Genomic DNA, 22,653 nt, shown 5'->3' with positions numbered 1-22,653 from the left:
AATCGAGGAGCTTTCGCATGGATCGCCCCGCCAAAATCATCGTGCTCGACGACGAAGTCGAATTGCGCAACATGCTGCAGCGCTTTCTGCGCAGCCACGGCTTCGACGTGCGAGTCGCCGAGGACGGCAAACGTCTGGACCGCTATCTGGAGCGCGAGCCGTTCGATCTGCTGGTGCTCGATCTGATGATCGGCGAAGAAGACGGCCTCGCCATTTGCGCCCGCTTGCGCGAGCAGGGCCAGACCTTGCCGATCCTGATGCTGACCGCGAAGGGCGATCCTCTCGACCGGGTGGTCGGCCTCGAAACCGGCGCCGACGACTACCTCGCCAAACCGTTCCTGCCGCGTGAACTGGTGGCGCGCATCAACGCGCTGCTGCGCCGTCAGAAGATCGCCTCGGGCGATGTCACGGTGACCTCGCAAAGTGTGCGTTTCGGCGATTTCTCGCTCGATGTCGCCAAGCAGCAACTCTCGCGCGCGGGTGAGCTGCTGGACATTCACTCGGCGCAGATGCTGCTGCTGGTCGCGCTGGCGTCGTCGCCGAACCGGCCGGTGAGCCGCGACAATCTGCTGGCGCGCGCGCGGGGCCGCGAGCACGATGCGCTCGATCGCAGCATCGACGTGCAGGTGCTGCGCCTGCGGCAGATCGTCGAGGACGATCCGTCCAAGCCGCGCTTCATCAAGACCGTGTGGGGCGTGGGCTACATGCTGGTCGCGGATGTCGACTCATGACGCGCTCGCTACTGCACAGGTGGCTGCCGAGAACGCTGCTGGCGCGCAATATCGCGCTGCTGATCGCGCTCGTGATGCTGAGCCAGGTCTGTTCGCTCGCCGTGTTGCTGCATTATGTGCAGAGGCCGCGGGTCGAGCGCGCGGCGGCCGTGTTCGCCACTTATGTGACCACGCTCGACAACCTGCTCGCGGCCACGCCGCCCGCGGCGCGTCGAGAATTGACGACGCGCCTCGACGTGCGCGCACAGGTTCCGGACGAAGCCGTCGCCGAGCCGCCGCCGAGTTTCATGGGCGCGTATCGCATTTATCAGCGCGGCATCTTTCTCGAGAGCTTGCGCGCGCATCTGCCCGCCGACATGCCGACGCGCTGGCAATTGGTGGGCGGTCAGCGCCTGTGGATCCGCATGCACGCGCCGGCCGACGCTCCGCAAGCGCCGTACTGGATCGCGTTGCCGATTCCCGAAGATGCGCAGGGCAACGGACTCGACGCCGCGATCGTGCTGTCGCTCGGACTGGGCGCGCTGGCGGCATTGACCGGTTATGTGATTCAGCGCCACCTGAACCAGCCGCTCCAGCAGTTGACGCGCGCGGCGCGCCGCGTGAGCGCCGGCGAAACGCCCGCGCCGTTGCCGACCGACGGCCCCACCGAAATCGCCGCGGTGAGCGGCGCCTTCAACCAGATGACGCAGGCGTTGCAGCAGGCCGAGGCGACGCGCGCGCTGATGCTCGCCGGCATCTCGCACGACATCCGCACGCCGCTCACCAAGCTGCGCCTCTCGATGGCCATGGCGATGCCCAACGGCAGCGACAGCAGCTTCGTGGTTGCCGCCGAATCGTATCTGGACCAGATCGAAACGATCTTGCAGCAGTTCATGGATTATGCGGGCAGCGGCGAGCGCGAGCAGCCGGAGCCCGGCGATCTGAATGCCTTGATCGAACGGCTGGCGGGAGATTTCGCGGGGCTGGGGCACGAGTTCGAGCTGTCGCTGGCGAGGCTGCCCGCTGTGCCGTACCGGCCGATCAGCATGATGCGCTTGCTGATGAACCTGATGCAGAACGCGATCGTGTACGGTCAAACCGGACTCGCGGTGCGAAGCTGGGCCACGCGCGAAGCGGTGTACGTCGCGGTCGGCGATCGCGGCAAAGGTCTTTCAGCGCAGGAATTGGAGCGGCTGAAGGCGCCGTTCCAGCGCGGCCGCAATGCGCGTTCGCATAGCGGCGGCACCGGTTTGGGACTGGCGATCGTCGAGCGGATCGCGCGGCTGCATAGCGGCAGCCTGGCGTTTCATGCGCGCGAGGGCGGTGGGTTGGAGGTGTGGGTGCGATTGCCTTTCAATGCCTCGACGCACTAGAGACGGCGGCTTCCAGGCGTGGTCCGGCGGCTGGGCGTTCTGCTTTTACTTTCGATCCAGCCACGCATCCAGTCCGACCCGGAACGCCACGCCCGCGATCACCGGCACGGTCAGCATGAGGATGATGCCGAAGTTCGGAATCTCATCGCCGTACGTAATCGGGCCGTAAAGCACGACGGTCGCCACGATCGCAAAGACCAGGACGCCGACGGCCACCATCAGAAGATTGCGCGCGGCGATGGGCAGAACCTTGCGCGGGGCCTTGACCGGCGTGGTGCTGGCAGCGGGGACTTTGTCGTGTTGGGCGGGCATGATGGTTCTCGTGACGATAGGGAAGCAGCGTGAGACGCACCGGTGAACCGGGCTCCACGAAAGGCGCGCGATGATCATCATACCAGGGCGCGTGCATGCCGCGCATTTCATGCCGCGCCACCACCCATCCAGCGGCCGCGATCGGCAGCGAGCGCGACGACCGCGCTGAACCGGCAGTCCCGCTGAAGCAGGAACACGCCTAGCCTCAATATAGTCCGCATTACCGGCCGCGGGATAAAAAGCGCGATCAGCTCGCACTCGCCACGCTCGATGTCACCCGCGCGTCATTTCCCAGAATCTCCATCAAGGTCCGCGCATTGCGCTGCCCCTGATCCTCGAAGCAATTATTGAAAATGACATGCGTGCGTCCGGCCCGTTGCGCGATCGCGCGGATCGGGGCGGCCAGTTCCGTCAGTTCCGCTTCGTCATAGTCGTAGTCGAAGCGATCCGCGGCGCTCGCCGCGCCGGTCGCGCTCCACGTCTGCGTATTGCGCCCATGCAGACGCACCATCGCAAGATCGGGATGGGTGGCCTCCCACACGGTATGCACGCGGTTGCTCACGTCCGGCGGGGCGTCGACGATCACATGCACGATGCCGCGCTCGCGCAGAAACTCGAGCGACCACGACGCATGCTGTTCATCGAACCAGGACTGATTGCGAAATTCAGCCGCCATCATGTAGCCCGCCATCCGCGCCCGGCATTCCTCGACCAGCGCGAGACCGTCCGGCGCGCGGGTGATCCACGGCGCGAATTGAAACAGCACGGCGCCCAGGCGCCCGCTTACGCGCAGCGGTTCGAGCGCTTCCAGGTAGCGCCGCCACAATTCGTCGCGGATGTCGGCCGGCATGTCGCGGTAGTAGACGTTCTTCTTGCGCGGGCCGGTGATGCCTTCCGGCAGCGCCATCGCAATGTCTCGCGGCAGCGCGTCGGGCGAGGTCTGGTGTCCGGTGAAAAGGCGAAACGACTTGAAGTTGAACGTGAAGCCCGCGGGCGTGCGCTCCGACCACAATTGCGCGTTGCTCGCCGAAGGCATTGCGTAGTAAGCCGAATCGACTTCGACCAGCGGGAACTGCGACGCGTAAAACCGCAGGCGCGCTTCGGCGCTGCTGCTGCCGCGCGGATAGAAGCGCTTGCAGGCAATCAGCGTCTTGTCGGTCCAGCCCGCGGTGCCGCAGAGAATGTCCATCGGCGAAGTCGGTTCAGATGCGTTGAGCGCGCCGGCTAGGACGCCGCTTCGGTATGGTCGATCCATTGCGCGAGCTCGCGCCGCAGTTCCGCGATATCGAGCGGTTTGCCGAGCAGCCGCGCGCCGGGAATGGCGTCGCCGATCTGCGCGCTCTTGCCGTAGCCCGACACCAGCAGCACACGAATAGCCGGCTGCTGGCGCAGCATGGCGCGCGCGAGGCTGTCGCCGGACATGCCGGGCAACGTGAGATCCGTGAAGAGGACGTCGAAGTGTTGCGCGGGCACGAGCGGCAGCGCTTCTTCCGCGCTCGCGACCGCGGTGCAATCGAAGCCCAGGGCGTTCAGCAGCTCGCTGAATGCTTCGCGCGAATCCAGGTCGTCTTCGACCAGCAGCACGCGGGCCGGCGTGCCGGGCGAGCGCGCCGCGGCCTCGGCGGCAGCATGCGGGCTATCCTGACTATCCTGGCTGGACCCTCGGCCAGGGTCGTACATGGCGGGCGGCACGCAGGCGGCGATCTGTCCATCGGCCACGGACACGGGCAAGGCCACGCCGGCCGGCGTGGCCTTGCCGGCGCGCAACACGGCGCGCACCTTGCGGGCGAGATCGTCGCGCCGGTACGGCTTCGAGAGCAAGGTGATGCCGGCGTCGAGTTTGCCGTGGTGGACGATCTCGTCGCGCGTATAGCCAGAGGTGAAGAGCGTCGGCACTGCGGGCGAGCGCGCCGCGGCACGCTGCGCGAGTTCCACGCTCTTCACCTTGCCGGGCATGACCACGTCGGTGAACAGCAGATCGATCGGCACGTCGCTGTCGATGAACTCGATTGCTGCGTCGCCGCTCGACGCGGTCAGCACCTTGTAGCCGAGTTGCGCGAGCATTTCGACGGCGGTCAGCCGCACGTCGGCGTCGTCTTCGACGACCAGAATCGTTTCGCCGCCGCCGCTCGGCGCCGCGGTCTCGTCGACCGCTTCCGAGGTTTCGGGTTCGCAGCAGCGCGGGAAAAAGAGCGAGACGGTGGTGCCCCGTCCCACTTCGCTTTCGATCAGGGTGTGACCGCCGCTTTGCCTGACGAAGCCGAACACCATGCTCAGGCCGAGGCCGGTGCCGTGCCCGTCGGGCTTGGTCGTGAAGAACGGTTCGAACGCGCGTTGCAGGACCTCGGGCGGCATGCCGGCGCCGGTATCGGTGACGGAAAACACCACGTATTCACCCGGTGAGAGTTCCGGTTTGCCGCGGCAGAACGCGGCATCCAACACCCGGTTGGCCGCGCGCACGGTGAGGGTGCCATCCGCTTGCATCGCGTCGCGCGCGTTGATCGCGAGATTGAGCAGCGCGTTTTCCAGTTGATTGCGATCGGCCTGCACGTTCCACAGATCGTCGCTCAGGACGGTGTCGATCCGGACGGTTTCGCCAAGCGCGCGATGCAGCATCTCGCTCATGCCGCGCAGGAGGCGGCGCGGGTTCAGCACGGTCGGGGAGAGCGGTTGGCGTCGCGCGAAGGCGAGCAGATGCGCGGCCAGTTTCGCGCCGCGTTTGACGGCGTCCGTTGCGGCGGACAGGCGGCGCAATGTGGCCGGGTGGCCGCCGGCATCGGCGGCGAGCATTTGCAGGTTGCCGTTGATCACCTGCAGCACGTTGTTGAAGTCGTGCGCGACGCCGCCCGTGAGGCTGCCGATCGCTTCCATCTTCTGCGCCTGGCGCAATTGTTCCTCGGCCAACGCGCGCGCCGCGACCGCGTCGGCGACACGCTGTTCGAGCGTTTCGGTCAACTGGCGCAGCGACTGCTCGGCGATCTTGCGCTCGTGAATGTCGATCAGCACGCCGGGAAAGCGAGTCGGTTCGCCAGCGCGATCGAACTCGCATTGGCCGTTTGCCTGCACCCACGTGTAGTCGCCATCGGGCCGCCGGATTCGAAACTCGGCGCGAAACGGCTCGCCCGTGCGTATCGCCTCGACGGTCATGTGTTCGTTGAGCGCCTGGTCGTCCGGATGAAGCATCTGCGTGGCGGCATGGCGATCGACGCCTTTCGCGGCTTCTTCGCGTGGAAAGGAAAAGGTGCGGGCGAAACGTTCGTCGCCGCTGACCTTGCCGGTGCGCACATCCAGCACCCATGTGCCAAGCACCGCGCCGGTGTTGAGCGCGAGTTGCAGCCGTTCGTTGGTCTCATGCAGTTCGGCTTCGGCGCGTTGCCGCCAGCGTTCGGTGAGCACGCGCGCGGTGGTTTCGACGACCACCGCCAGCACGCCGGCTGGCGCGCCGCTGTCGTCGGCGACCGGGCTGTAGTAGAGATCCATCCACACGTCTTCGGGTTTGCCGTCGCGCAGCAGCACCAGTTCCTTGTCGCGATACGACAGCGTGCCGCCCGCGAGACACGTGGCCATCACATGCCGGTTGAAGTCGGCGATTTCCGGCCAGCCGTGTTCGACCGGGCAGCCGAGCAGATAGGGATGCCGTCCGCCCGCGAAGATCGCGTAGGCGTCGTTGTAGATCATGTAGCCGGGTTTGCCCCACAGCAGCACCAGAGGCACCGGCGAGGCGAGCAGCAGCTGGACGGTGGCAGTCAGACTGCGTGGCCAGTATCCAATGGCGCCCAGGCCGGTCGCGGTCCAGTCGAATGCGCTGATGCGCTGCGCCATGTCCCCGCGCCAGCCGGCGCAGCCGTGGTCTTGTGCCGGAAATGGCATGCTGCACTCCACAGAGGTCACGTCGATGAAAGTGTCCCCACTCTGCCGGGCGCGCGCGATGCGCTTGCATTCTCAGCAGGAGGCGGGATGAAGCTTCTGCCGTGCGCCGCACGGCGCGGATAGCTGACATGCGGCTGCGATAATTGTAGGCCACAACGCCGGCCCGGTGACGCGTCACGCATGCGACATGGGGTTTAGCCGGGCCTTGCCTCAAGGCGGATTCGCACCCCTACAGCTCGCATTCATCACGCAGGCGCGAATCCTGCTGTTGCCATTCGTTCGCCCGCGCCGACTGGCGCACCGTGAGCTTGGACGCCACGCAGAATTCGAACCCCACAAACGCGGACCACACGATGGCAAAGAAAAACATCACACGAAACAAGCTGCCTAAACCGGATGCGCGCCAGGCGCTGTTGATCACGCGCCGCAACGCCAGAATGGCGCGCTCCGCACACGCTTATGTACGCGGCAACACCAGCAGATTCTATGAATGGCTCGGGGGCATCGAGGGCCACGCTTTGCCGGAGGGACCCGCGATCTGGATTTGCGGCGACTGCCATACCGGCAATCTCGGACCCGTCGCCGATGCGCAAGGGCGCGTCGAAATCCAGATTCGTGACCTCGACCAGACCGTGATCGGCAATCCGGCTCATGACCTGATTCGCCTCGGGCTGTCATTGGCGACTGCCGCGCGCGGTTCAGACCTGCCGGGCGTGACGACGGTACGCATGATGGAAGCGATCGCGGACGGCTATGAGCGCGCCTTCGACGATGCCGCGGGCGACGCCGACATCCACGCGGAAAAGCCCGAGGCGGTACGGGTGGTGATGAGGGAAGCGGTGCGCCGTTCGTGGCGTCATCTGGCGGAGGAGCGTATCGAGGATCTCGATCCGAGCATTCCGCTCGGCCCGCGCTTCTGGCCGCTCGCGAAAAGCGAGCTTCGCGAGATCGAGGCGCTGTTCGAGAAAGGCACGCTGGCGCGGCTTGCCACGGTGCTGCGCGGCGCGGGCGACGAAGCCGACGTGGAAGTACTCGACGCCGCCTACTGGGTAAAAGGCTGCAGTTCGCTTGGCAGGTTGCGCTATGCGGTGCTGCTCGACATCGACGGCGCGGCGGTGGAGGGCGACGACCTCTGCCTGATCGATATCAAGGAAGCCGCGCCAGCGGCCGCGCCGCGTTATCCCGGCGTGCGCATGCCGCGCGATAACGCCGAGCGGGTGGTGGAGGGGGCGCGGCATCTGTCACCGTCGCTCGGCGAGCGGATGCGCTCCGCGCGTCTGGCGGATCGCGCCGTCGTGATTCGCGAGTTGCTGCCGCAAGACATGAAGTTGACCATCGAGCAATTCACCCGCGACGAAGCGACGAAGGCGGCGCGCTTTCTGGCGATGGTGGTCGGCAAGGCGCACGCGCGGCAGATGGATAGTGGCGAGCGCAAGGCCTGGCTCACTGAACTGCGCAGAAACCGTTCGAAGACACTCGATGCACCTGGCTGGCTCTGGAAAGGTATCGTGGAGCTGGTGAGCAGTCATGCCGCCGGGTATCTGGAACATTGCCGGCGATACGCGACTGGGCGCGAGGAGGCTTGACGCGTTCTGCTCCCGGCGGCGGCAACCCGACTCGGTCCGCCGCCGGAAGACACGCCGGCATCAGTTCGACAACGACAGATACGGCGACGCCAGTGGCGCAGGCGGGAACGGCTGCAAACCAGTCTGCTTGCTGAAGCTGTACCGCACATAGACAGCCGCGAGCCACTCGCGATATTCGTACGCATTGCCGAGCGAAGCGGTGGCCCCGAACGCGAGTTGCGGCGCCAGTTGATATTCGCCCACCGCGCTGAGCGAATACGACACGCCCGTCTTGCTTTGGCCCGGATACACCGCGCCGCTATCCACACCCGTGCCGACCGATGCCGCGTTCGCCGCCGCCGAACTCTGCCGGTTGGAACCATCGTTGAGCGGGAAGTAATTCGACGCGTCCTGGCGGTAATGTTGCACGCCGATCGAGCCCTTCACGTCGTACGTGAACGCGCCATTGCGGCCGGTCCATTCGACCGGCAAGTTCAGGATCACATATTGTTGCGGGCTGAAATAGCCGCCCTGGCCATACGTGAAATACGAGAGATTCTTGTCGTAGCTCATCCACGTGGTGTTCACGCCGATGGTGAGCGTCTGATCGGCGTCTTTGAGCAGGCGCGTGTAGACGCCGCCGCCGCCCTTGACGGCGGTGTTGCTCGGCACGTTGGTGCCGTCGTAGTACTGGAACGCCGCGTTCGCGTACAGACCGCTCGTGCCGTCGTCCCATGCGAGGCTGCCGAGGCCGCCGTTGGAAGTGACGCCGCCCCATTCGAGGCCGGAGCCGGAATCGCGCGCGCCGGCGTAGGACAGCAGACTGTCGGTCACCGCGCGGCGCGCGACGGCCAGCGAATACGACACCTTGTCGGTGATACCGCCGTTGTACTGGGCGCCGCCGACGATGTTGGTCTCGCGGAAACCAATCGGCGTTACGCCGATATCGCCGCTGAGATTGCGGCCTTCGTAGCCGACCGACAGCCCCACGCCGCTCGCCGTCTGGCTGCCGTAGGTGTTGTTGCCCGCCTGGGCAGCCGCTTTGGACGTGTCGTTCGAGAGGCCGGCGCCGAAACGCGCCAGGGTCGAGACGTTGCCGGCCGCGGTGCCGGCGTCGAGCGTGACGGGCGTCGCCGTGACGACGACGTGGCCATTGCCCGCCCTGATACGCCCCTGGATCGGCGCTTCGATGTCGGTGAGGTTGGACAGGCCGTCCTCGCCGTTGCGGTTACGGAACACGATGCCGCCCGAGACGGTGCTCGACCGCTCGCGATTGACTTGCGCCAGCTCTTCGGCGACACCGAGTGTTTGCGCGTTCGCCGCGTTCGACGGCGCGTAGGTGTTGCCATTGCCGTTCGCGCCGGCTTGCGCCGGGTAGTACGGCTGGACGTAGCCGGTGGGGGGCTGCGGAATGTACGGCTGCTGCTGCGCGTAATAGCCCTGATTCGCGTAAGCCTGCTGCTGCGGCGGATAGGGTTGGTAAGGCTGTTGTTGCTGTTGCGCGTAGCCTTGTTGCTGCTGTTGTTGGGGATACGCCGGCTGCGCGTAGTAAGGCTGCTGTTGCTGCGGATAGCCTTGCTGTTGTCCATACGGCTGCTGCGCATAGGCGGGCGCGTTGCGGCTATTCTTCGACGCGCTCTGCTTCTTGCTCGCCGTGCGCTTCGTGCTCGTGCTTGCGCGTGGCGCGCCGTACGGTTGCATTTGCATCGAACCGGCGTTGGCCTGCGCTTCGCGCGCGGCCGGCGACATCGGCCAGGGCGTGGCCGCATAGCCGTCCTGCGCGCCGTATTGCGGCTGCTGCGGATAAGGCGCCTGTTGCGGATAAGGCGCCTGCTGTTGATAAGCCGGGTTGTACTGCTGTGGAGCCTGCTGCATCGGCGGCATCTGCGCCTGCTGCTGCATCGGCGGCTGGCCTTGTCCCGGATAGGGCTGCAACGGCGCACCCGACTGGCTCGATCCGTAGGCTTCCTGACCATAGCCACCCGAGTCGGCACCCTGACGCGGCGCGTTGTACGGCAGGGCAGCGGGCGCCGGGCCCGGTGCATAAGGCTGCGCCGGCGCGTTATAAGGTGCGACGTAAGGCGCGGGTTGCGTAGGCGGCGGATAGTTCGGCACGGTCTGTGTCGGCAAGGAGGACTGCGAATACGGAAGCGCTGCGCGCGCGGCGTTGTAGCTGCCGCCGGCAAGCGCGGCATTGTCGGCGTCGGTCGGCGTGACCGTGGCGGTTTTGCCTTCGAAGGGATTGGTGCCCGGCAGCGGCGTCGCGCCGATCCGGCGCATTGCCGCTTCCCAGCCGCGTGGCACATTGCTCGGGCTGCGCGGGGCGTTGGCCATGCGCGGCGTGTTGGCGGCGACCAGCGCGCGTTGCAGATAGGTCGAGGCGAGCGACAGCTTGCCTTCCGCCCGATACATACGCCCGACCGTGGCCAGCACGCCCGGATCGCCGGGCGCCGCGTTCAAGGCCTGTTTCGCGAGCGTTTCGGCGTAGCTGAATTGCTTCGCGCCGGCCGCGGCGGAGATCGTCGCCTGCAACAGGTTCAGATCGTCGGGCTTGCGTTGCAGCGCGACGCGATAGCTGGCGAGCGCGTTGCGATCGTCGCCGGCACTCGAATAGAGGCGGCCGAGCGCGGCCTGCAGATCGGGGTTGTCGGGCATGGCCGCGAGCCACGGCGCGATCACGTCGTAGGCGCTGGCGAGGTCGCCGCGCTGACGCACCGCATCGCACTGCTTGATGACAATGCCGAGATTCAGGTTGCCGAAGTCGGTGCGTTGCTGCGGCGTCAATTGCATCGACGCGAGCCGGCGCATCACCATGCCGAGCTCGGCTTCCTGTTGTGTGGCGGACAGGATGCCCGCGTATTGCAGCAGCAAATCGGTGTTGCCGGGCGCCGCGTTCATGGCGGCGCGCACGAGTGCGAGCGCGCGGTTCGGGTCGCCGGCCTGGCTGTAAGCGGCGGCGATCACGCTGATCAGTTCCGGACTGTTGCCCGCGACCGGCTCGGCGGCATGCAGCGTGGCGAGCGCCTGTTGAGTTTGCCCATTGCGGGCCATCCGCGTGGCGAGGTCGGCTTGTTGATGCACCCATAAGCGGTGCTGCAAGGTCGTCATCGCGTCGGTGCGCTGCGCGACAGGAATGCGGTCGAGCTGCGCGAGGCCCGTGGACCAGTCCTGCGTTTCCGCCGACAGCAACGCGCTCGCGTACAGCGCGTCGGTCATGTCGGGATGCGCGGCGAGCAAACCGTCCATCATGCTGCGCGCGTTGGCGACCGCGCCCTGGCGCACGTAGATGCGCGCGAGGTCGAGGCGCAGCCACGGATCGTCGGGCGTGTTCAGCAGCGCGTCTTCGAAAAGACTGCGCGCGCTGCCGAGATCGCCGCGCGCTTCGGCCGCGCGCGCTTGCGCCGCCTGCGCTTCGCCACGCAGACGGTTGATGCCGCCGGCCTTCGACTGCTGTTCAGTGTTCAACTGATTGGCGAACTGCAGCGCCTCGTCGCCGCGGCCTTGCGCGGCGAGCGCGCCGACCAGCCCGCGAATCGCGTCGGGGTTGTCGGCCTGGCGCCGCAGCGCCATCCGGTACGCCTGTTCCGCGCCGCTCGGGTCGCCGTTCGCGAGCAGCATTTCGCCGAGCAGCACCTGCGCGGTGACGTCGGACGGATTCAGCGCGATCGCGCGTTCGAACAGCGACTTCGCCTTCGCGAATTCGCCGTTGCTGCGCGCGCCGATCGCGTCGCTCGTGTAGGTCCAGTAGGTCGCGCTGTCGAGCGCGGTTTTCCAGCGCGCCGGATTGCCGTTGCGCGACGCGCGCTCCAGATAGTTGCGGGCTTCGGCGAAATGCTCCTGCTTCAACGCGGCGATCCCCATGCCGCCGAGCGCGTCGGTGTCGTTCGGGCTAGTGGCCAGCACCGAGGAGAACTTCGCGCGCGCCGTCGCCACGTCGTTACGGTCGAGCGCGGTGAAACCGTCGGCGATCGTGCGGCCGCGTGCGTCGACGGCGGCGTTTTCCTGCGAACGGGCGCGGGCCGCGCTGTCTTGCTGCACCATCGAATCGAAGCGCGCCTTGACCGCGGCGTCGTCGTCGGCGGTTTGCAGATAGGCCTGATAGAGCGGGGCGTCGGAGGGCCGCGCGTCGAGCCACAACAGCGCCTGACGCCAGCTCTTTTTCGCCGACGCACCGACCGTGCCGTCGCCCGCGAGTCTTTGCAGCCGCGCGATGCCGTCGCGGCGCGTCACGTCGCGGTAGGTCAGATGCTGCGCGTAGGCGAGGGCGTAACGCGGGTCGTCGGGGTTGTCGCGCGCGAGTTGCTCAAGACCGCGGCGTGCCTGATCCCAGCCCTGCGGCGTGGCCGAGAGTGCCTGGTAGTACTCGAGCTGCAATTCGGGCGTGGCCGGTTTGCCGTTCAGCGCGCGTTGATACTCCTGCACGGCGCTCGCGCTTTGGCCGCTTTGCGCGAGGCGCCGCGCGTCGTTCACGGTCTGATCGCGCGGGCTCGATTCGCCCAGCCGCCGGCCGAGTTCATCCAGATTCGGATAGTTCGGCGCGGCCGCCTTCAGGCGCGCCAGATATTGCTGCGCGCCGGCGCCGTCCTTGCGGTCGGCGAGCACCATGCCCATGCCGAAAAGCGCATCGGGCTGCTTGGGATCGATGCGCAGCACCTTCTGCCACGCCTGCTCGGCGAGGTCGCCGCGCTGATGCGATTGCCAGTACTTGCCCTGATCGATCAGGACGTTCAACGGATCTTTCGACGCCTGCGCCAGCGCATCCGGCGAAACCGTCGCCACGCAGCAGGCGGCCGTGAGGCTCAGCGCGAGGCGCAATGACAATGCGAGGGCGCTCAGTCGCATGCGTTTCTCCAACTCGGCACGAGACGTCCGGCTTCGTCGAAACGATAGCGGCCGTCGATGAAACCCGTGCCGAACAAGCCCAGCACACGATCGTAGTAAACCGGTTCGCGGCCCGGCACGTTGGTGTCGAGCGCGGCGAGATGCGTGCGCGCGAGGCCGAGGCCGTGCTCGTCGCCGAGCGCCTTGAAGTATGGCGCGAGCGCGCCCCAGTAGCTGAGCGGTCCTTCGCCGCTGGCGGTGCCGGTAGTCGACGAAACCTTCTCGGGCGGAAAGCCGGTTTGCGCGACGCGCGCGCGCATGCCGCCGAGCGCCGCAAGCCACGGTTTGGCGAGCGGATCGGCGGGCGAGGCGAGACCGGCCCACAGATAGACGCGGATCGCGTCGTAGCTGCCGGTGTCGCCGTTTTTCGGATCGATCACGAACTGACCGTTTTGCCAGGCCGCCCAGTCGGGCGCGAAGCCCTGCGGCGCGGTGGTCTTGATGAGCTTGTAGGCGCTGTCGGCGAGCTTGCCCCACGGGCCGTTCGGCATGTCGCGCGCGAGCGAGCGCAGCACCGGCAACGGGAGGTAGCTTGGATTCAGACGCGTCACGCCGCCGGTTTGGAAGCCTTGCGGTCCGGGCAGCAGCATCGGCCCGACGCCCGGCAAGCTGGTCATTTCCTGACGCGCGATCTGCGTCGCGAGTGCTTCGCCCAACTGCGTGTAGCCCGCTTCATGCCACAGGCGGCCGGCCTGGAGCAGATCGTAGGCGATCCACAAGTCGGAGTCGGAAGCGGAATTCGGATCGAGCACGCCGTACGAGCCGTCCGCTTTCCTGCCCCATTGCCATGCCGGCAGCCGCATGTTTTGCGCGTCGAACTGATTGCCCGCGAGATTGGTGCGGGTCCAGCCGAGCAGGCGGTCGAAAGTCGCGCGGTCGTTCGCGACCAGCGCGAAGAAGAGCGCGTACGACTGGCCTTCGGAGGTGGTTTGCTGCGCCGGCGTGGAGTAGTCGATCACGCGGCCGTCGGCCTGCACGAAGCGTTCGACGAACGCGCGATAGCCGCTCCAGTCGCCACAGGCGCCGGGTGCGGCGGTGGTCTGCGCCACCTTGACGAGATTGGCGAAACTCACGGACGCCGCCAGCCCGAGCGTCAGCGCCACGCCGATTTTCTTGTTGATTCGAACCCGCATACCAGTCCTATTAGTCCTTCAGACGGCGCGCGGCGATCGAGCGCAGCGTCCGGTAGAACAGGCCCGCGATGATCAGCGCGGCGAGCACGGCGCCCAACATCAACAACAGCGGATGCGACGACAGCGCCCAGCGCAAATACTCCTGCGGCGACAGACGGCCGACGTAATACGCCTCGCCGTTCGAGGTGATGGTGACGGTGCGGCCGTGGATCACGGCCATCGCGCCTTGAATCTGCGGCAGCACATCCGAGTCGAGCAGCGCCGCGGACAGGTCGGCGTCCGACTGGCCGGCCGCGCTCACCAGCGCGACGGCGCTGCGGTTCTTTTGCAGCGGCGATTCGAAGCCGGTCAGGAGCGCGTCGCCGCTCGAACTCACCAGCGTCAGATCGGCGCGCGCGGGCGTGCGCTCGACGCCGCGTTCGCCGTGCCACCAGTCCTCCAGCTTGAAGACGATGTCGGAGAGCTGGAAAGTGCGCGAGTCTCCGTTGCTGGAGAACGGCATCGATTTCGCCCAGCGTTGCAACAGCGGCTGCTTGCCCGGCGCGCCGAAAATCAGCAGGTCCTTGCTGGCGAACTTGTCGGTGTCGTCGGCGGTGCCGACCGTCACGCCCGTCACCGGATAGCCGGTCGAGGCGCCCATGCGGCCCATGGTCAGCAGATACAGGCTGTAGTCGCTCGAATCGGCGTCGTTCGGCAGGATCGCGGCGGTCTCGGAGAGGTCCGCCATGCGCGTGAACGGGAAGCCACTATTGGCGAACGCGGCCAGATCGGGCAGCGCCATATAGTGCGGGAACGACGAGAGGTCGATGGTCGAGTTCGGATCGATCGCGCCGACCACGTTGTCGAGCAGACGCCCATGACATTCGCCGGTATTCGGAATGTCGTAGTAGAAGTGCAGGCGCACCTGCGCGCGCGGCGTCAGCAGCAGCGGCGGAATATGCACGGTGCGACGCGCTTCGGCGGTCTTGTCCGGCAACACGTTGGCGAAGTAATGGCTCAGCTCGAAGACCGAAGCGGACTCGGCCGGAATCGGCAGCGCCTGCACGAAACCGTTGTTCACGCTCACGTTGAGCGACGAGCGGTCGCGCAGCGGACGCACCGTGTAGCGGTAGCGCAGATCGATCGGCGCGCCCTTGGTGTGCCACATGAACAGATCGGGCGGCACGCGCAGATTCACGTGCACGGCGTCGGCGTCGTAACCGGACACGGTCAGATCGCGCGGGTCGGCGAGTTCGCCGAAGCGCACCGGACGGTTGGTGGGCAGCCAGTTCGGCGCGTCGTAAGGCGCGCGCGGCGCGAGTTCGTTCAGCTGCGTGATGGTCGCGCTCTGACCCGTCAAGGTGTTCTGGCCGATGCCGAGCGACTTCGCGGCGGTCTTCAGTTCGGCCTCGGTGCGCCCGAGCACGAGCAGCAGCTTGCCGCGCGCCGGCGCCTCGCGATCGACCACCGCGATGGTCGGGCCGGAGATCGCCGGAATGTTGATGCCGGCCGGGCGTTGATCGGAAGTCGCGAACACAACGGCATTGCCCGACAGCGGCGCATTGTCCAGTTGCGCCGGAAACAGCGCGCCGCGATAGCCGGCGAGCGCGCCGAACCACGAGGCCACGATGCCGCCCGCTTCGAGCGTGGCGTTGCCCGGCTTTTGCGGGAACACGAACGGCAGCTCCAGCCGGCGCACATCGCGGCGGTCGAAGAACGGCTGCGGCAGCGCGGCCAGATCCGGCTTGCTGGCCAGCGACGCATAGGTCAGATCGAGCGAGCTCGCATTGCTGACCGTGGCCCACAGCGAGGAGTTCGCCGGGTCTTCGCAACTCGTCGTGTAATGGCCGATCAACTGCACGTTCAGATGGTTGAATTCGGTGATGAAGCGCGGATCGATCGAGACATCACGCGCCACCAGCATGCCGGCCTGTTCGTGCGGCACGGGCAGGGTGGCGGCGACTTCGCCGTTCACCAGCACCTTGAGCTGCGAGATATTCGCGAGCAGCGCCGGCGAGTAGCTGTAGATCAGATGCAGGACCGCGCCGGTCACCACTTCGTCGCCGCGCACGGAGAACGCCACGCCGTTCTGGCCGTCGGTGCCGCGCAATTGCAGCGGATCGAGCGCGCCGAGGTCGGCGAAAGTCAGCGTTTGACGGCGGCCGCCCGGCACCAGCGTGCCCGGCTCGGCGGTGGTCGGCGTCCTCGTGCCCAACGCTTTCACCGACGCGGCGGCCAGCGCCGGCGTCGGTGTTGCCAGTTGCGGCTGCGTGATCGCGTTCGGATCGTAGGGCACGGCCGGGCTCGGCGCGCTCACGCTGCCGACGCCTGTCGCGGCCGGAGCGGCCGACGGGCTCTGAGTCGCTCCCGCCACGCTCTGAACGGCGCCCGCCGAACTACTGCCGGCCGCCGCCACGACCTCGGCCGCCGACGCCAGCGGCGCGGCCAACGCCGTCTGCAACGCGAGCCAGCACGCGAGGCCGCGCATCAGCCGTCGCGAGCCGGGGCGTGCAACGCGACGCATCCGCAATCCGGTCCCACTGCGCTCGTGATTCGAGCGTTCGATGTTGCCCTTCGCCATCCGGTTGCGCATAGATCAGTCTTTGGTTTTTAGCTTCTTGACGTCCATTGGACGGCTTTTCATCGAACTGCGAAGGTCGGCGTAGAGATGCTCGAACAGACCCGCGATGCCACGCGCTCCGACCGTCAGCACATGCGACAGGCCACGCAGCGGCGTGTCCTGCTGCCGTCCTTCCGCCCAGCCGGTCCAGGCGTCGGCGCGCGCAAAGGTAGTCTTGACGAACTCGTACTCCTGCTCGCGCGTCATCGCCGAGAAGCGCAGGCCCACGCGGCCCGGCGCGGTGAAGCCGACGGTCGCGGGGAACGCGTATTCCTCGTCGCCGCGAAACAGTGAGACGGTCACGCGTTCGTGCATCGGCACCTGGATCGCGGCGGGCAGCGCCACGCCGACGCCGCCTTCCGAGTAGTCGATGGTTTCGCAGGCGAGCGTGCGGCCGGTCGAGAACTTCAGCATGACCGGCATCTGCATCGCCACGCGGTGCACCGCGCGAATTTGCCGGCGCTCGCTGGCGGCCGCCACGCTCGCGCCGAGAATCAGCATGTTGTACGTGGTCCAGCCGAGGTTCAGGAGGGTGGTCTGCACCACGCTGCGAATGTGCCAGTTGAAATAGATATGCACGACGCCCACACAGAAGCCGATCAGGTTCAGCAACAGCAGGAACAGATACGGCCGCGAGATCGCCCAGTCGAAGTAGTTCTTCTCGATCTGGCCGCCTTTGGCCGTCACGTTGAATTTGCCGAGCTTCGGGTTGATCAGCGCGAGCAGGGTCGGCGCGGTGATGTACGAGGCCAGCACCGATTCGTACACTTCGGCCCAGAACGAATGACGGAACGAACGCTGCATGCGCGAGTTGGTGATGCTCGCGTGCATCATGTGCGGCAGCGCGTAGATTGCGATCGTGCCGGCGGCGGCTTCGATCACGTGCGCGCCGAAAAACAGATACGACAGCGGCGCGGTCAGGAACACCAGACGCGGGATGCCGTAGAAGAAGTGCATCATCGCGTTCAGATAGCACAGGCGCTGGCCGATTTTCAGGCCCTTGCCGGTGAGCGGATTGTCGATGCGGAAAATCTGCGTCATGCCGCGCGCCCAGCGAATCCGCTGGCCGATATGGCCGGAGAGACTTTCCGTGGCGAGCCCCGCGGCTTGCGGAATCGCCAGATACGCAGTGGTGTAGCCGAGCCGGTGCAGTTTCAACGCGGTGTGCGCATCTTCAGTCACGGTCTCGACCGCGATGCCGCCGATCTCCTCGACCATGGTCCGGCGCAGCAACGCGCAGGAGCCGCAGAAGAACGTGGCGTTCCACAGATCGTTGCCGTCCTGCACGAGGCCGTAGAACAGTTCGCCTTCATTCGGCACCTTGCGGAAGGTGCCGAGATTGCGTTCGAACGGGTCGGCGGAGAAGAAGTGGTGCGGCGTTTGCAGCATCGACAGCAGCTTGTCGCGCAGGAACCAGCCGAGCCCGATCTGCAGGAACGAGCGGGTCGGAATGTGATCGCAGTCGAAGATCGCGAGGTATTCGCCGCTGGTGATCTTCAGCGCTTCGTTGATGTTGCCGGCTTTCGCGTGGCGATTGTGCGTGCGGATCGTCCAGTTGACGCCGACCTCTTCGCAGAACGCCTTGAACTCGGGACGGCGGCCGTCGTCGAGTACGTGGATCGAGATTTTCTCGGCCGGATAGTCGAGTGCGAGCGCGGCGTAGATGGTCGGCTTCACCACCGAGAGCGGCTCGTTGTAGGTCGGAATGAACACGTCGACACTCGGCCATTGGTCGCGCGAGGCGGGCAGCGGCATCGGCGTGCGCTTGAGCGGCCAGGCGGTCTGGAAGTAGCCGAGCAGCAGCACGATGGTCGAATAGACTTCGGCGGTGACCAGCAGCAAACCCCAGCCGGCGTCGAGCGGATGCTCCCAGTACGTGGTCGCGGTCAGCCGCCAGTACATATAACGGCCGGAGGTCACCACCGACAGCATGATCATCACCATCGTCGCGTAACGGCCTGGCAGGCGGCGGAACATGAGAGCGGTGACGAAGCAGCAGGTCGCGAAGGTCAACTGCTCGTAGAAGGCGAGCGGCACGGTGAACACGAAGTACAGCATCACCAGCGCGAACAGCGTGACGAGTCCGGTGACGATGCGGCTGTTCCAGAAACGCGCGTCGACGAAGCGTTCGAGCCGCGACGGCTCGGCGGGCTCGAGACCCGGCGATGGAGTCGTGCTCATGCCACGTTCCTCGGCGAGACGGCGATCGCGTCGAGCGCCGCCATCAGCCACGTGCCGCACGCGCGGAAATCGGCGGCCGCCTGGCTGAGTGGATCGTAGTGAATCAGCGTGGTGTCGCATGCGAGCGCCTCGCTCACGCCTTCGTCGAGATGGATCACCCCGGGGAACAGCTTCGCGCCGAGCATCTGGCGCAGCACCTTGAGGACGTCTTTGGTGAGCTGGCGCGACTGGTCGATCTGGTTGATCACATAGCCTTCGCCGCCGAACTCGGCGCGCGGCGCCGCGTAGGTCGCGATGAGCCGCTCCATCTGCGGAATCGCGGCATACGACGCGGCATCGGCGAGCACGACGTTCAGCGTGAAGGAAGCCGCGCACAGGGCAGTGCGCACATACACGGAGGAACCCGGCGGCGTGTCGATGATCACGATGTCGGACGCGTCGAGGCGCAGGTTCTGCAACGACTGCGCGAGCCAGCGCTGGTCCTGGTCGAGATGCGTTTCGAAGCGGCGGCGGTCGTCTTCGAGCAACGCGCCATAGGGCAGCACGGTCACGCCGTCGACGCCGTCGAACATCACGGATTGCCACGGATCGCCCGTGAGCGTGGCGCGCGACAAACCGTCGATGCTGTCGAGCGGCACGCCGAAGTGCAGACGCAGCGCGTTCTGCGGATCGAGATCGAGCGCGATCACACGGCGGCCTCCGGCGGCCAGCACGGAAGCGAGATTGGCGGCGAGGGTGGTCTTGCCGACCCCGCCTTTGGCGGACACCACCGCGATGACTTTCATGAGCGACGAGGGCCGTTGATCAGCCACGAGTTGGAGGTGGCGGGCGTGGCGGCGCCGGCCGGTGCGGCGGCCGGTTGAGCGGGTGCGCCGCGCAGACGGTCGAACACCGATTTCAACGGAGCGCAGTCGCCGCTGGACGCGGCCGGTTGCGGCGGCGTGAGTGCGGGTGCGGGTTCCGGCGCGAAGAGCTTGCCGAGGATCGAAGCAGGTTGCGTTGGCGCGGCGGGAGCGGCTGGCGAAATGGTCTGCATCGCCGCTGGGCGCAAGGCAATAGCGGGGAGCACGGAAGCGGGCTGGGTGGTTCGAGGCGCGGCGGCGACCGGTGCGGTCTGTGCTGGCACAGCCACCGGCGCGAACTGTGCAGAGGCCGCGGTCGGCGCGGCTTGCGCTGCCACCGGCGCGGCGCTTTCCACTCGGGCAGCGCCAACCGTCGCTTGCGGCGTCGCCTCGTCTTTCGATTCGAGCACGCCAAAGCGCGACGCGCCTTTCGGCGCGGCAGCCGGTGCGGCCACGGCAACCGGCGGAATGTCTCGCCGATGCGAACGGGTGAAGAGCGGCGCTCTCGCGCGCGTTACCGAGGCTGCGTCTTTTGGCGTGGTGTCCTGACGATCGACGGCCACCGGCGCCTCGACCGCCTGCGACTGAGGCTTGGCCTCGCGACGCTGCCCGATGGCGGGAATCGTCGGCTGGGTCAGATCGAGCGTCACCAATAGCGGCCAGCGGGTGCGCGCTGAACGCGCTTCGTTTTCGCGGCCAATTTCCTGGTACGCGTTGGCGTCACCGCCAAAATGATCGAAGAGTTTTTCGATGTCGCTCGATGAGCTCATAGTGCCGCCGTCTTATTCATGCCTACCCCTGCCCCGATCCTGACTTGCGTTCGCGGCCCTGAAACGCTGGTCCTGCCTGTCCTGCTACTTCACGCGCACCGGTCTTGCGCGTTCCTCTGCTGCATGTTGCGGCCTGGCCCATTCACCACGCGGACGACGTACCAAGCCACCTCACCTTCAACGCACATCGTTCAAACTGGATGACGGCCCAGGCGAAACTCGATCGCAGTGTCTTCGCTGTATCCACTCGTTTGCGCCACCGACAAGCCTTGTGCGCCCAACGCACTCAACCACGTCTGATACACGCCTTCGAGAAACGCCGGCGTCCACGCAAGCGCCGAGCCGCCGAACGCCTGCAACGGCGCGCAGTAATGAACGATGCGCAATGACTCGGGTTCGTCCGCCAATTCGACGTAGCCCCAATCCATGTCATGCCAGTACAGGTTCAAGGTTCGCGCGAGATCGGCGGTCGAGTCGCAGGCGGGCAGCGGATGCGCCGCTGCAAACCGGCTGCCGACGCGGTGCATCAATTGACGCAGTTCGTCGCGCCCGATCTGCGCTTCGAACTCGGTGGCCAGCGCGGTGAGCATGCCGCGCCACTGCGGCGAGATTTGGCGCTCCAGCAGGTAATCGAGAATTGGGACCATGTTTTCCGGGAGATGCCGTGGCTTCAGCCTTAAAAAATCCGAGGCCCACGGCCGAAGTGCTAAGAAAAAAGTGTTGTGGGAAATCGCGTATTGCACGCGGCTTAGGTTAGTTTTACCGGGTTGTCTAGTCTGTCCACCACACTTCGAAGCAGTCTACTTAAGACGTTAACTTTTAGCCACTTTCCATTCGTCTGCTTTTACCCGCAATTGATCGCGATCGATGCATTTTCGATTAAGTAATTCTTGCTGCCTGAATCGCCGGTTCGCTTGTCCAGCATGGAGGCCCGGTGAGAACGCGTCCGTCATGACTCGATTAACGGCTTGCTTCGCCAGTTGATTCAGCGCTTTCGTTTCGTGCTAAATGCAACGCTTCGGAATTGCGCGTTAAACAACGGCATCAGGGCGTCGGTAATTCTTTCTAAATCTTTCGGATCCTTGTGCGCCCAACTTTTACGCGAGCCGCTAAGCTTGCGAACTTGCATCGGTTGCGCACGGAAAAGCACGTGCGTGCGTAGCGTATGCTCGCGATGCCCTTCGAATCATTTACTGCGATGCTCAATCCACTCAGTATTCTGCTGGTCACCCTTTTGTCGAGCGCCATAGCGTTGGCCGTGCTCGGATCGTTGTGGCGCGCGGCGATTCCCGGCGTCGGTTACTGGATTTCGGCCAATGCGGTCGCGATCGTCGCGCTGCTGGCTTTCGCGTTGCAAGGCCACGCGTCGCGGTGGCTGACCTTCGTGGCGTCCAACGTATTGCTGGCCGCCTCGCTACTGCTGGTGGTCGAAGGCTGTTTGCGCTTTCTGGGGCGCCGCGCGCGACCCTGGCCGGGCTACGTCGGCCTCGTCGTCGTGCTGTTCGGCATTTCGTACTGGACCTTCGCCGCGCCGGACTTCAACGCGCGCGTCGCGCTGGTGTCGGCATTTCACGCGGGCCTTTATGCCGCGCTTGCCGTGATCATGCTGCGCGGCCGTCCGGCGAACCGGCCGCGCTACAGTTATTACTTCCTCGCGGTGGCGGCCGTGCTGCTATGCGCTGGGCATACCTCGCGCGGATTCATGTACGGCTTCGATTTGCTGACGCAGACCGGTCTGCTGCAGGTGTCGCCGTCCAACATCATTTTTCTCGCGCTTGGCATTCTTGCGCCGCCTTGTATTTCGATCGGCGTCGTGATGCTCGCGCACGACCGCCTCGCCGAACGGCTCGAACGGCTGGCCAATGTCGACGATCTGACCGGTGCGCTGTCGCGCCGCGCGTTTCTCGCGATTGGCGAGGCGCTGCTGAACGCGTCGCTGCGAACCCGCTCGCCGGTGGCGTTGGCGATCGTCGACATCGACTCGTTCAAGGCCGTCAACGACAACTACGGCCACGCCGCCGGCGACCAGGTGCTGAGCCACTTTGCCACGTTCGTCGCCCGCAACCTGCAGGTCGGCGATGTGTTCGGCAGGCTGGGCGGCGAGGAATTCGGCGTGCTGTGTCCGGCGACCACCGCCGCGGAAGCGGTGAGCCGCCTCGATCGTCTGCGGGCCCGGCTGGTCACGGCCACGCCGGACGAGTTGCCGCGCGGGCTGCGATACACCTTCAGCGTCGGCGTGGACCAGTTTCGGCGTGATGAATCGCTCGCCCAGTTGATGGCGCGCGCCGACGGGGCGTTGTATGCCGCCAAGGCGTCGGGCCGCAATCGCGTGATCGCGGCGTAGGGCAAGGCGGCCCAAAAAGGAGAATTCTTCGTTCTATTTGTGTGGAAGGCATAAATATTTGGCGGACATCTGC

15 protein-coding genes are annotated in these 22,653 nt (G+C 66.0%); 4 read left to right on the top strand and 11 right to left on the bottom strand.

Annotation, left to right across the window (positions count from 1 at the left end; translation table 11 throughout):
• Positions 1-17 precede the first annotated feature (17 nt).
• Together RI103_RS28455 and RI103_RS28450 are read left to right on the top strand one after the other, a co-directional pair.
• Positions 18-731 (top strand): response regulator, encoded by a 714-nt coding sequence (locus RI103_RS28455; RefSeq protein ID WP_310815867.1) that lies wholly within the window; start codon positions 18-20, stop codon positions 729-731.
• Positions 728-2,083: an ATP-binding protein gene (locus RI103_RS28450; RefSeq protein ID WP_310815866.1), complete on the top strand. Its 1,356-nt coding sequence runs from the start codon at positions 728-730 to the stop codon at positions 2,081-2,083. The genes RI103_RS28455 and RI103_RS28450 overlap by 4 nt, the downstream gene beginning before the upstream one ends.
• A 45-nt stretch (positions 2,084-2,128) precedes the next feature.
• Here the strand turns inward: RI103_RS28450 and RI103_RS28445 are convergent, their stop codons facing one another.
• The 4 genes from RI103_RS28445 to RI103_RS28430 form a co-directional block, all read right to left on the bottom strand.
• Entirely contained in the window at positions 2,129-2,395 is a 267-nt protein-coding gene (locus tag RI103_RS28445) for a hypothetical protein (protein WP_310815864.1), read from the bottom strand.
• 247 nt (positions 2,396-2,642) lie between these two features.
• Positions 2,643-3,584, bottom strand: a complete 942-nt coding sequence (locus RI103_RS28440; RefSeq protein ID WP_310815863.1) for a DUF72 domain-containing protein — start codon at positions 3,582-3,584, stop codon at positions 2,643-2,645.
• A gap of 35 nt (positions 3,585-3,619) precedes the next feature.
• On the bottom strand, positions 3,620-6,265 hold the full coding sequence (locus tag RI103_RS28435; protein WP_310815861.1) for a response regulator: 2,646 nt from the start codon (positions 6,263-6,265) through the stop codon (positions 3,620-3,622).
• Between the two features lie 229 nt (positions 6,266-6,494).
• Positions 6,495-6,686: a hypothetical protein gene (locus RI103_RS28430; RefSeq protein ID WP_310818639.1), complete on the bottom strand. Its 192-nt coding sequence runs from the start codon at positions 6,684-6,686 to the stop codon at positions 6,495-6,497.
• On the opposite strand from RI103_RS28430, the gene RI103_RS28425 reads away from it, so the two are divergent.
• Positions 6,619-7,851 carry a DUF2252 domain-containing protein gene (locus RI103_RS28425; RefSeq protein WP_310815859.1) on the top strand — a complete coding sequence of 411 codons (1,233 nt, stop codon included), beginning with the start codon at positions 6,619-6,621 and terminating at the stop codon, positions 7,849-7,851. The genes RI103_RS28430 and RI103_RS28425 overlap by 68 nt on opposite strands.
• Before the next feature lie 60 nt (positions 7,852-7,911).
• Here RI103_RS28425 and RI103_RS28420 read toward each other — a convergent pair whose 3' ends face one another.
• From RI103_RS28420 to bcsD, 7 genes are all read right to left on the bottom strand, one after another.
• A complete protein-coding gene (locus RI103_RS28420; protein WP_310815857.1) occupies positions 7,912-12,672 on the bottom strand; it encodes a cellulose synthase subunit BcsC-related outer membrane protein in 4,761 nt (1,586 codons plus the stop codon).
• Positions 12,663-13,844: a cellulose synthase complex periplasmic endoglucanase BcsZ gene (bcsZ, locus tag RI103_RS28415; protein WP_310815855.1), complete on the bottom strand. Its 1,182-nt coding sequence runs from the start codon at positions 13,842-13,844 to the stop codon at positions 12,663-12,665. Before bcsZ ends, RI103_RS28420 begins: the two co-directional genes overlap by 10 nt.
• Before the next feature lie 10 nt (positions 13,845-13,854).
• A complete protein-coding gene (gene bcsB / locus RI103_RS28410; protein WP_310815854.1) occupies positions 13,855-16,416 on the bottom strand; it encodes a cellulose biosynthesis cyclic di-GMP-binding regulatory protein BcsB in 2,562 nt (853 codons plus the stop codon).
• A 3-nt stretch (positions 16,417-16,419) separates the two neighbouring features.
• A complete protein-coding gene (gene bcsA, locus RI103_RS28405; protein ID WP_310815851.1) occupies positions 16,420-18,624 on the bottom strand; it encodes a UDP-forming cellulose synthase catalytic subunit in 2,205 nt (734 codons plus the stop codon).
• Positions 18,621-19,409 (bottom strand): cellulose biosynthesis protein BcsQ, encoded by a 789-nt coding sequence (gene bcsQ / locus RI103_RS28400; RefSeq protein ID WP_310815849.1) that lies wholly within the window; start codon positions 19,407-19,409, stop codon positions 18,621-18,623. The genes bcsA and bcsQ overlap by 4 nt, the downstream gene beginning before the upstream one ends.
• On the bottom strand, positions 19,406-20,236 hold the full coding sequence (gene bcsP / locus RI103_RS28395; RefSeq protein WP_310815848.1) for a cellulose biosynthesis protein BcsP: 831 nt from the start codon (positions 20,234-20,236) through the stop codon (positions 19,406-19,408). The genes bcsQ and bcsP overlap by 4 nt, the downstream gene beginning before the upstream one ends.
• 191 nt (positions 20,237-20,427) lie before the next feature.
• A complete protein-coding gene (bcsD, locus tag RI103_RS28390) occupies positions 20,428-20,883 on the bottom strand; it encodes a cellulose biosynthesis protein BcsD (RefSeq protein WP_310815847.1) in 456 nt (151 codons plus the stop codon).
• Positions 20,884-21,434: 551 nt separating this feature from the next.
• Here bcsD and RI103_RS28385 point away from each other — a divergent pair.
• A complete protein-coding gene (locus tag RI103_RS28385; RefSeq protein WP_310815846.1) occupies positions 21,435-22,580 on the top strand; it encodes a GGDEF domain-containing protein in 1,146 nt (381 codons plus the stop codon).
• The last annotated feature ends 73 nt before the right edge of the window (positions 22,581-22,653 follow it).

Source organism: Paraburkholderia sp. FT54, assembly GCF_031585635.1.
GTDB lineage: Bacteria > Pseudomonadota > Gammaproteobacteria > Burkholderiales > Burkholderiaceae > Paraburkholderia.
This window is presented reverse-complemented; position numbering and strand designations above follow the sequence as displayed.